Origin of the sequence: Kribbella sp. VKM Ac-2571 (assembly GCF_004362255.1) — a bacterium.
Classification (GTDB): domain Bacteria; phylum Actinomycetota; class Actinomycetes; order Propionibacteriales; family Kribbellaceae; genus Kribbella; species Kribbella pratensis.
This window is the reverse complement of sequence record NZ_SNWS01000019.1, coordinates 1-11,517: the sequence shown is the minus strand read 5'-3', so window position 1 is coordinate 11,517 and position 11,517 is coordinate 1. Positions and strand designations below refer to the sequence as shown.

General features: G+C 60.0%; 6 protein-coding genes and 1 pseudogene. 4 read left to right on the top strand and 3 right to left on the bottom strand.

Features of this window, described 5'->3' with window-relative positions; genetic code table 11:
- Positions 1 to 13 precede the first annotated feature (13 nt).
- The 3 genes from EV651_RS32995 to EV651_RS32985 all read left to right on the top strand — a co-directional run bounded on the left by EV651_RS32995 (position 14) and on the right by EV651_RS32985 (position 2,894).
- Complete coding sequence (locus EV651_RS32995; RefSeq protein ID WP_202870622.1) at positions 14 to 529, top strand: hypothetical protein; 516 nt, start codon at positions 14 to 16, stop codon at positions 527 to 529.
- Entirely contained in the window at positions 526 to 939 is a 414-nt protein-coding gene (locus EV651_RS32990; RefSeq protein WP_133789191.1) for a cupin domain-containing protein, read from the top strand. The genes EV651_RS32995 and EV651_RS32990 overlap by 4 nt, the downstream gene beginning before the upstream one ends.
- A gap of 1,103 nt (positions 940 to 2,042) precedes the next feature.
- On the top strand, positions 2,043 to 2,894 hold the full coding sequence (locus EV651_RS32985; RefSeq protein ID WP_133789190.1) for a hypothetical protein: 852 nt from the start codon (positions 2,043 to 2,045) through the stop codon (positions 2,892 to 2,894).
- Positions 2,895 to 4,686: 1,792 nt separating this feature from the next.
- Here the strand turns inward: EV651_RS32985 and EV651_RS43420 are convergent.
- From EV651_RS43420 to EV651_RS32965, 3 genes are all read right to left on the bottom strand, one after another.
- Positions 4,687 to 5,502: a protein kinase gene (locus tag EV651_RS43420; RefSeq protein WP_133789189.1), complete on the bottom strand. Its 816-nt coding sequence runs from the start codon at positions 5,500 to 5,502 to the stop codon at positions 4,687 to 4,689.
- Between the two features lie 152 nt (positions 5,503 to 5,654).
- On the bottom strand, positions 5,655 to 7,064 hold the full coding sequence (locus tag EV651_RS32970) for a hypothetical protein (protein WP_133789188.1): 1,410 nt from the start codon (positions 7,062 to 7,064) through the stop codon (positions 5,655 to 5,657).
- Positions 7,057 to 10,458 (bottom strand): serine/threonine-protein kinase, encoded by a 3,402-nt coding sequence (locus EV651_RS32965; protein WP_133789187.1) that lies wholly within the window; start codon positions 10,456 to 10,458, stop codon positions 7,057 to 7,059. Before EV651_RS32965 ends, EV651_RS32970 begins: the two co-directional genes overlap by 8 nt.
- Positions 10,459 to 11,335: 877 nt before the next feature.
- Between EV651_RS32965 and EV651_RS32960 the strand changes: the two are divergent.
- Positions 11,336 to 11,517 (top strand): annotated as a pseudogene (locus EV651_RS32960) (IS630 family transposase); the annotation flags it as partial.

The window sequence follows — 11,517 nt, the reverse complement described above, 5'->3', positions numbered from 1 at the left end:
AAGAGGAGGCGCGATGACAGACACGGCCGCACCGCACGAGAAGCGGGTCGTCAACGGGTTGGTGGTGTCCGGGCTCGTGCAGATCGCCGTCGGCGCATTGACCGGATTTCCTTACGCGGCAGCCACCTACAAGCCGGGGCTCGCCAGGCAGCTGGGGATCGAGGCCCCACGCCGCATCCGTCAGCTACACCTCGACCTGGTGATGATGGGCGGTCTCGTGACCGCTACCGGCGCCGCTCTGCCACGCCTCCCACGTGCCGTCGCCGTGCCGCTGGCCATCGGCTGTTGGACCAACGCGCTCGCTTTCGCGCCGCCCGCGGTGCGGCCATCTATCGAGCAGTCGAAGCCGTTCCGGGTGATGGTCGGCACCTCGTTCGCCGTCACCACTGTCCGCTGGGTCGCCGTCGCGGGTATCGCCCTGCGGCGCTGGACCCGCCAGCGACAGGTGATACCTGCCCCCGTGCCTCGTCACAGACAGGCCGGGCACCTGGTCTTCTTGTTGACAGGAAACCGTTCGGAGGAAACATGAGCACAGAACATGCAAACCTGCCGCCTGGCGTCGAGGTGATCACGACCCTCGCGGACGCAGCCGACCGGATCCCACCCGGCGCCGAAGCCAGGACCATCCGCATCACACTTCCACCGGGCGACGCCGGCGCGCCCCCACACCGCCATCCCGGACCGATCTTCGGCTACGTAACCCAGGGCGAGATCCTCTTCGAACTGGAAGGCCAAGCTCCCCGGGTACTCAAAGCCGGCGACGCCCTATTCGAGCCAGGCGGCGACGTAATCCACATCCAGGGCGCCAACAACCTGCCCGACGCCCAGTCCCAACTGGTAGTCACCATGTTCGCCCCACCCGGCACCCCAGTCCTAACCCTCGTCACCGCCCAGGAACTAGCCGAACGACAACACCTACGAGTCCCCCAACCCCTCTGACCGCCCTCTCTCCTGGCGCCGGACTGGGCGCCAGGAGCGTCGGCTCACCTAATCCGCATGCCGGAGATCGCGCGGGCGATGACGAGGCGCTGGATCTCGGCGTGCCTTCGAAGATGGTGTAGATCTCTTCCAGGCGCGCGAGGTCTTAGGCGACAGAGGTCAGGCATAGCCTCTGACCTGCGGTTTTGTCTCTCATCGATGATCAACTCTGATGGTGGATTGTCGGCGTTCCACGGAGCTGTGACGGAGCAGGTGATTGCCAAATGCAACGATTTGGACTGTGTCTCGGCTCGGCTCAGAGGTCGACTAGGAAAGAGTGTGTTGGCAACGAGAAGTCCACTTTCGACCGTACGACGGGCAGACCGCCCCTCAACTGCTCGACGAGATGGGATGGCAGAGACGCTCCATCACTGAACGCACTCGATTGTCCCGGGCCTCAAGTCGCAGTGGTCGCCTGCGGGCGGGCTGCCGTTTGCGAACCCTCGGCCCAGCGTCGACCTGCTGAGACCGACAATGCGGCGAACGCTGCAGGGGCATACGGCCGGAGTTTGCCAAGACCAGGTGACCACCAGATCGTCCTGAAGGTCCGTGAAGACGCCCAGGCCTGGTATGCCTACCGAACAGCCCTCATCGGGATGTGTATGGCATAGGCGCTGTCGGTGCGCCACCGTCGCAGTGGTACTACGACACCGTGGAGCTTCCCGAGTCGTTCCCCTCCTCCGGAGCCAGCTGGACCTCGTTTGTGGAACCCGACAGGCCGGAGCGGCGAGAAGAGCGAGCAAATTGACTGAAGGCCACTAGTCTGCGGCGTGTCGCTGGCGGCGAGCTGGGCCGACCCTTCAGCGACGATCTGCGTGTTTGCCCAGTTGCCCAACGCGTCGGGCAACTGCCGATCGATGGCTCCCCCCGATAGGTCACCACGGCCTAGCGTGGTCGACTGATTACCGCTAGCCTCGTCAGCCAACATCAGTGGGGGGAAGGGCAAACATGGCAAAACATTACAGTTACCATTTCGTAATACGTGCATGGCGGCGAGTTCCGTGCGGCCACGTTCCGCGAGGTGATATTCGTAGACACGGCACTCCTTGGCAGAGGTAGTTGCCATGGACCTTGATCAGTTCTTGGATAAGCCTGTCCTCAGAATCCTTCGCAACGCGGTGGCAACCATTCGGGCCTTAGGTACCGTGGTTGCGACCCTGGCGGCGGCTCTGGTGGTTCTCTATTTGTCCCTTTGGAAAGACAAGGTGAGCCCGAGTGTTGCAATTGTTATTGCCGCTGCTTTGCTCGCTCTGCTGGCCTTCATTGTTGGCTTCTGGCTTTACCTCCAGCATGTATACAACCCGGCTTACTACGAGATCCTCGAGTTTGAGAGCTTACTCATTGTTCAGCCATTGGGGGATCATCACCGTTATCAGTATGAGAGACGTCAGCGCGTCCGCGCCAACCGGGATGAAGTGCGGCTGATTGAATTCAATGCACACTGGACCGGAGCCGGAACCAGAGATAAGTTGCACGTCGAATCGCTGATTAGCGACCATGCTCTCCTCGACGGGAGGCGTCAGGAAGAAGACGGCAGAGTCCGCCGCTGGATCTACCCGCGTCGCGCGATCAGCAAGGGACGAGAAGTCGAGGTCGGCATTCGACAAATCCATGAGGACGACATCGAGCGGCAGCTCCCGTACTTCCGGGAAAGCGGCAGCCAGCATCGGACTCGGAAGATGTCAGTGACTGTGCGGTTCAACCGAGAGGAAGACCCGCAAGCGCTCGGAGAGGTCAAGGGGATGGAATGGAATACAAATCTACCTCCTCGACACAGCAAGCCGGTGGACTATCACGATCCGATCCGCAGAGTGAACCAAGATGCGAAGACGGTTGACTACTTGCTTGTAGTAGAGAAACCGAAGCTATTTCACTCCTATGGAATTGTCTGGCAATGGCCCCCAGATGAGAGTTAGCCTCCTTGCATCCACGCTGTAGAATAACCTAAGGAAGGAGGGCCGCACAGGACATGGACGGAAGCTAAACGAGCGCTCATTTGAGCGCCATTCAATAGAAAATCCCCACGGTTCGCGTTTCGCGATACGGGGGATTTTCTATTCTGCAAATGGGATTCACTCTTTTCACGCAGCCTCAACCTCTTGCGCTCGGCTCACCTACCGGCAACGCGCGCCGTATCCGGCGACCTCTGACAGAGATCGGCCTGGCCGGATCGCTGTGCGGTCTCGAGTTCTCGGGCACGAACGATGCCGGGCCAGGCTCAGCCGGTCCACTCGCGTCAGCTGACAGATGTCTCTTGTTCTGGCGACGGCGTTGGGCTCGCCAGGCGTTGTAGTGACTCTGGCTGGCAAACTTCCGCCCAGCACCGAGGCTCTGACCGCAGCCACACCGGCAGGTTGGCAGGTGCGGCAGCCTGTGACCTGGGGTTTTGCTGTTCGGACTGCCGGATTGTGCATGCTGAGCGGGCGCGCAGGCTGCTCGTCCGTGGCGTACGTTCGCAGGGCAAGGAGTGCGGCGAGGGCGACCCCGGTGCAGATTATGCACTCGACACGGGGCGGTTCGCGCCGGCTCGAGCACCTCAGTTCGGCGTACGACGAGGCGGAACTGGAGGCGCTCGACGCCTCAACACGATCAACAAGTGGGCCGCCGGGATCGCCGACAACTACGTGCTGACGCAACTTGCCGAGCTCACGAGCCTGGATGTGCGGATCGCCGTACTCCCGTTCGTGAACCAGACTTTGGCGAGCAATCTCCCCTTTGTCCGAAGCGTTGAGGCCCTACGTGAAGCGGGTGTTCGGGTTCTGTTCGGGCCAGGTGAGTTCGAGCCCCATCCGCCGTGTACCGGCGATGCCGCACTGGCGTTGCCCCTGGCGCTCGCGCTCCGGAGCGCATGCGGTTGAGCGGCGGCCGGCGAGCCTTCGCCGCAGTCGCGACAGGTCGGTGGGCGGTCGCCCCAGGGCGAGTCCGACTCCTCATACCGGTTGGCCGGCACCACGAGGGATCGCAGGCGCGCGGCAGCGCGCAGCCCCCCGGTGGCAGCCGGAAACTGAGTTCCAGCGCTAGCCGGAGGGGGCGGCAGCGGGCGTTGCGGGCGCGGGAGGAGCAGAGCGACGTAGCGCGCGTGAGTCGATCACACTCCTCCCCCGTCGGCAGTTACCTGATGCGCATGCCTGAGGTGGCTCGGGCGATGACGAGGCGCTGGACTTCTGCGTACCTCGAAAATCGTGTAGATGATCTCTTCCAACCACGACCCATGACCCGGCGGAGAACCGAAAGTGTCCTCTGACCTGCGGCGTTACCTATCACCGATGCTCGGCAATGATCATCGTTTGTCAGCGTCTCACGGAGCTGCGACAGAGCAGGTACTTGCCTGCAGCAACATTTTCGCGGTCGCCGACTTGTGTCAACATCAGGCTGCGAGGCACATCCCAGGCGTTGACAGCCAGGCGTGCGGTATAGAGCCCGCCGCGTGCGCCGCACGCCATGCGGAGCGGACGCAGCGTGGCACATCCCGTGCACGGCGAGGCGGAACTGCCGGCCGCGAGCGGGTCGCCACGTATGACGAACGGTGCATGCTGCACCTCTTCATCTGTAGTCCTGGAACCGCTCAGCGACTTCATGAGTTGGCCAGCCTCGTCCAGCCAGACGGGTGAGGCATGTACTGCATCGCGACGGGGAGCGGCGAGCACCTTTCTGGATGCGAACTGCCCACGGAGGCAACTGACCATCAGGTCTGCAGCACGATCTCGGCTAGCGGCTCAGCTGGACGCCAACACGGGCGTAGACCAGATCCAGAAAATCGCGTATCGATTGAGGGCGGTCCACAGCTGCGGCCTCCGTCGCCGCGGCAACAACTGAGCGCCACGGGCCATCGGGAGGCAAGTTGGGAACGTTAGCGAGAGGAAAGCGTCCGCTCACGAGCCAGCCGATTAGCTGGCCAAGGCTATAAATATCCGCAGACGCAGAAGCAGCATGGGCGTCAACGCTAAGTTCAGGCGCCGCGAAGCCGACGCTTCCATATAGGACGCCGGCCCTCGTACGGCCAGGAAGTGTCGTCTTTCCAGTTGGCCCTCGGCCGAGACCCCAGTCCGCGACTACCCACCGACCTTTGCCGCCGAGACTGAACCGTAAGATGTTCGAAGGTTTGATGTCCCGATGAACCCAGCCGCGCTCGTGTGCCGCCCGCAGGCCAGCGCAGACGTCACCCACTAGAAGTGCGAGCCGTGCTTGATTGTCCGCGATCTTTCCGCGCTGGTCTTTTAGGTCTGCGCGCGCGAGAGGCATTACAAGCCATGAGCACTTGGTATCCGCATCAAGGACAGGGGTAACGTTCTCGTGCAGCAGGGTGCGGCCGTAGTCAATCTCACGACGCATCCGGGCCCGGGACTCTCGATCGCCCATCAGCCCAGGTCTTAGTCGTTTGAAGGCGATCTCTAGTCCGGTGGACTTATGGACGCCGGCCGTCACGATCGCCTGCCCACCTTCACCTAGAGCGCGCGCATCCAACCGATAGTCTCCTTTGACGGCCCGAGATTCCTCGGCGACCTGATTCCAATGCTCCCACATACGAGGATTCTAGGGGACCACGACAGGAGCACGCTCGAATCATCATCCGGCCCGCCGCTACTGGCGGCCAGCGGATCACGCGGCCACATCGGCCACCGCACAGCTTATGGTTGATCTCGGCACCCGGAGTGGACCACCATCGGCAACGGCGATCAAGTCAGACCATCTTCAATCAAGCGACAATATCGAGAATAGGCCTCATTCACCTGCTCGGGTATACGAACGAGGGTTCCCTCCTCCATCCGATATGTACGCTCTCGATCACCCTTGAATGAAAGCCAGTTGAAGCTCGTAGTTATCCAATTTTCATCCCAGATGAGGATCTTTGCGTGAGTATTGGAAAGTCGGACAAGGAAGAACAACTGAGGGAATCGTTTCCGAAGATCCGCCAGTCTACGCAACGCGCTGAGGTCCGACCCGCGATCGTCACTCCCATACCCGTGTGCGATGTGAATCCTAACGCCGGAATTCAGCCTCCTTTCAAGGAGCGCTATGAATTCGTCGTTTACGATCGCTCGCTTAATCCATGGCGAGACTATCAGCAATCGCTGATTGCTGTTCGTTAGGGCGTCTAGCAAAAGATCTCGATGTTCAAATACTCCGACGCTTCGCACCGAGATCGCATCCAATTCAGCAATAGCTTGCTCACTCTCGGCCTTGCTTTCATCAGGAACTATTTCGGCGCGCGCTTGCTTAACATCCGATAGAAGCGCCATCGACCTTAGCTGCTCGACCTCTGCCGCACTGACGCGGTCGCGCACGAGTCCGGATGGAATCGGCGCCTCATCTGGCAGCGCGGCAACATCGACGTGGATCCCAAGAGCCTCGGCCCCACCTGCCTTATTGAGCTCGAGCTCGTGACTGCGGCTCAGCTCACCGTCGATCACAACGCCGACTTGAACCTCACGACCCTCACTATCCGCGTAGACAAGCAGCTTGATAGGCAGGAACAGATGGGCCTTTGCAACAACTCGCTTCACTGCCAGGATCTCAACGCGAATCTCGTCGTCGTTCTGTTGCTCGAGGAGTCTATTCAGCGCCGCAGCGGTGATATCGGATTCACTTACCTCATTAGATCTAGAAATCAGCGTTCGAATACCACGCTCCTTGACTTCGTCTCGGCCGATGAGTGCGCTCCTGGGGAAAGCGGTGACGGACCAAGTTATCCGATCGTACGCGTAACCCAATGTAAGTTCTTTTGGCGAGACGGATGCCAGATCAGTCGCGGCATTGTGCCCTTCCGGTGTCAGCGCGACTCTCCAATCTCCATCCTGGGCAGCACGGCGATCAACGTAATCTCGTGACATCCCATCTGCTATCGCCGACCGTACTATTAGCGGCTCAATTCCCAAAATTTGCGACAGCTCCGTCTCGCGACTGATTCCAGCGTCGACGAAGCGAAGCACAAATTCATCGAGGAGGGCCAACCTCTTGCGCTCCTGTGCAAGCACTTCCACGAGCATCCAGGACATTGGCAAGGCTGCGTCCTCTATATCCAGCAGTGTCAGGCCAGGTCGGTCGCGCGAGAAGGTCTCAGCCAGAAGAACGTCCGGATCAAGCATGGTCCAACTCCCGAATCTCGCAATCCAAGGGATTAGCGCGCATATGCAGAGAGACATCCCGCAAGGCACCGGGCTGCGACAGGCAGAATTCCATGTCGCCTACAATAGTGAGTGAGAATCGCGCCCGGGAGAGTGCCACATTAATGCGACGCCAATATGACTCCCCCAGGAAGCCCAGGTCTCCACGTGGGTTGCTACGTGTCACCGAAAATATCCCTATGTCGGCCTCCCGCCCCTGAACCGCGTCAACGCTAAGAACGTCGACCTCCAAGTTCTTTGGTCTGTAGGTGGCTAGGCGACGTTCCAGTTCTTCGATCTGTAGACGGTAAGGCGATATCAAAAGAACCGATAATGTTCGCCCTGGCTTAACGAACTGCTTGTCAATGGCGGTGTCGATATCCTTCAACCGTTTTATGACTACCCTTGCCTCGACACGGTTCAAACGACTCTTTGTTCCCGACTCGAACTGCTCTTCGAAGCGCTCCTTGCCCAGCCTGCTTGTCGAGATCCACAGCGCCGGCTTGCCGAGAAGGTCGAGGCCGGGGACCCCGTCGGAGATTGGCGAGACAAGACCGCCCCCATAGAAGCACGCAGAGATTAGATCGCCGATCGGTCGTATCATGCGGTACTGCTGTCGCAAGAGATGCCTCACTGGCGGCGCCGTACCTGCCACCAGGCGATCAAACAGGGTCGACGTCACGAAGTCTTCGTCCAAGCCATGGCTCTGCATTAGCGCCCTATTCCGAAGGACCTCCTCATCCATTGGGGGAAGCTGGCGGGTATCCCCAACAAGGATCCACTTCTTGGCCCTAGCCAAGGGCACGAGCGCTTCAGTCGCGGTGGCTTTCGAGGCCTCATCCAGGATGCAGAGATCAAACTCAAGGTCGCGGACAGCAGGGTGCCCGAGGAAGCCGACACACGTACCCGCGAGGACGCTGGTCGTTTGCAGGAAGGCATTCACCAACTTCCGGTCCGAGGAAACTCGCTGGATCCACTCGCCCTGGAGTTTGACGAGCATTAGCAGCTTCGCGTTAGCCGGCGACGACCCGAGTAGAGCCTCCGCTGCCGCGCCCGCGCTGTCCTTGTCAAGCTCGTCTGGCAGCGTGAGATCGGACTCTAGGTGAAGTTGGGCCTCTTGCCGCAGTTCCAGGCTCTGTTCTCGCAGGAAGTCCAGTCGCTCCTGTACATCGACCCGGTCCCGGAGTTGCTCGACACCCGTGACGGTGTCCCTCGACACATCCCCATCACTGATTCGACTTTCAAGATGAGCGATATCACCAATCACTAGTCGGAGGCGCTGGAGCGCCAATGCGGCCTTTAGGTGTCTGATGGACAGTCCCTGGGCCTCCGCCAAGTTCGCCATGTATCGCTCAGCCCGACGTTCAACATTAATCGCCCATTCGCGCATCTGATTGTCGAGCAAGAGATGCTTAACGGTAACAGACACGCGCGGATCCTCTGGCTTGCCAAGCCTCACTAACCGAGTCAGTCCAGCCGCTTCTAAACGCTCTAAGGCGTTGTCCACAGCGACGTGCGTTTGACTGACAATCAAAATCTGTGCGGACGGGTTAGTGAGCAGATGTTGCGCAACTGTCTCGGTAATGAAACTCGTCTTGCCCGTTCCCGGTGGGCCCTCAACTAGCACAAAATCTTTGGCCCCGAGGGCTGACGCGACCGCGGACCGTTTGTCCCTATCCAGATTCTCCTGTAACCACCGCTCCGGCAACGCGGGATCCGGACGCCTGATTCGTGATGGGTCGACGAGCAACTCACGGAGATCCGGTCGCGGCCCGGAGCCATCGCGAATAACCTTGACCGCTTCCACTTGGCGTTCATGCGCCCTTTGGCCGGGCCCAAGAAATGGAGTTAGCTCGCCACTCGTTGGGAGATTCTTCGGTAGGCGGCGAAAACGGAGAACGGCCTTCTCGCCCGACTGCCGTAAGAATTCCCCTCTTGCAAGCATCCGGCCGTTTCCAATTCGAATGTCCCATTCCTGGCCCGTGTAGTCGTGCTCAACCGGTGCTCGGAATGTGAATTCAACCTCCTTGCCGCGAACATCCCTCGCTGAGTAGGAGATGGGTCGCCTATCACCTCGATCGAGCTCCTCTCGGGCATCCAGCAGGTCCAAATATCGATCGAAGAGAGCGTTCTCCACCTTCAGGAGACGCTCTTCTTCTCGCTTTATTGCGAGCGCCGCGTAATGATTGTCGAGGCGCTCATGGAGCGCCTCTGCGGCTAGAGTCGACCGAGTCGGGCCGGGGTCCCAGAAGCAAATGCCGAATAACTCGCCGACCGGGCAGGCGTCGGCTCTCTTCTTCCGGTCGAGCGCCGAATCCGCCTTCCGTGCACCGACAACTACGAATGAGTGGCCAGATTGACTCATCTTAAGCACAAATCGCCACTCGCTGCCGTACAGGAATATTGTCTCTCGATCCAACGCTTGTTGTTCTGGATCGAATCGGAACTCGGCATGAATCTGATTGATCAGATCTGAAGTCGCCACTGATTGCGCGATCTGCCGATCGGGCGTTGATTCAACTCCCGCAAGTTCTGCCACAGCACGCTTCGACAGTTCGAGCCAAAGCGACGCCTCGGCACGTACTCGTCGCGCCCGCCTCAAGCCTTGAATACCGGATAAATCTTTTAAGAACACGGACGCATTCTGTGGTCTGAGCTCCGGGTCCGAGTCGACACAACGCTGCAACAAATTGCGGATCTCGGAGGGCACATCTATCTCATGCAATTGTTTCTGTATGTCGGGGTAGTCCAACACCCGCGAAGTTGACATGGCCTCTATAAAAACTACGGCCACTGCCCATACATCGCGCGTAAACTCGTAACCGACTGAATTGTCCGGAGGGACATACGGAGGAGTATGCCAAGCGCGAAGTGTGTGGCCGAATGGGTCGACTTTGTCACGGAGTTTGGCGATGCCGAAGTCTCCTAATTTGGGCATCGCGCCTTGAATGAGTATGTTCTCTGGCTTAATATCGCGGTGCTCGACGTTGCGGAGATGTGCATAGGAAAGACCTTCGGAGATCGGCAGCGCGAAGCGATCAGCGAAATCATCCCAATCCTGCCATGGCTTATCCTTCAACAGATCGCCTAGGTTCTCCTCGACCCACTCGAGGGCTATGTAAAACTGACCCCGCTCTGGGTGCCACCCCGCATCTAGCAAGCGGACTATATTCGGATGGCTCAGGCGGTCAAGAGTCAGAACCTCGCGGTCGAAAAGAAGACGGGTCGTCGGATCGTCGGGATGCCCCTTGATGAACTTTATGGCGACGTGATCGCCGCTTTGCTCAAGATCGACAGCCTTGAACACCTCGCCGCCGCCTCCGCTGCGTGGCTCTGCTTTCAACAGAGCAAAGCGACCTTCGACAATCTCACTCATAGGTTCGAACACTCCCCAAATGTCCCGAGCTGAGCCCTCGACTTGGCCACAGCCGTACCCCGATTGATCGAAGGACACAGCCGCTACGCCGCCCGGTGTGGCTACTCAAGCGTCTATCGCTGCCCTGCAGTGATCCGTTACAGCTTGTAGTGGATCGCGAGCGCCCGCAAGAGCGGGACGAGCGCACGGGGTGAAGGCGAGTCGCCCAGTCACAGGCGGTGCCGGTGGTGAACGTTGTCCCTGGATGTCGATTGCTCACTCGAACGATCTGGCGGCCCCGCACAGATCAGAGACGACCTTCGCCATCGCACCCACGAGGTCCAGATCGCCATCAAGCCGGCGGAGCAGACGTGTTGAGGGACATCCCTCCCTCATACTCGTCAGGTCCCCCACACCCCGCGTTCGTTGCGCCGTTCCACCGGGAGCGTCACCAGGCCACCTCACTAAGTCGGCCCTAACGGGGAGCCCGCAGCGTGCGGCGCCAGCTGGAAGTTGATGCTCCAGCGCGAACTCCGGGCGTGGCGGCTGAGCACGCACGCGTAGCGCGATGGGTCGATCACATTCCCCCGGTCAGCAGTTGCCTGGTGCGCATACCGGAGATGGCCGGGCGATTTTGCGGCCTGGATTTCCGACGTTAGCGACGAAATTCTCTTCAGACCGTGACCTGCAGCCTTGCTCATCGATTGTCATCAATAGTTGGCGCCTGCCAGCGTCTCACATAGCAGCCATGGAGCAGAGAAGACCGATCAAAGCCATTGAGCCCGGAGGGCTCGCAGCCTCTCCGCTGCTAGTGCCTCTCCAAGAAACGTTGGGGTTGTAACCGTGTCGGGTTGACCGGTCCGATGGTGAGTCTGAAGGCTTGCCGTCGGAGGTGGTGATGGCTCGACAGCCTGAGGTGTTCGTGCGCTCGCTGGAGCCCGAGGAAGCGCAACGTCTGGTGAAGATCACTCGGACCACGAGGGACCGGGTTCGGCTTCGCCGGGCCGGGATCGTGCTGGCGTCGGTTCAGGGCAGGAGTGCGTCGGAGGCGGCGGGCATGTTCGCGATGAAGCCGCAGTA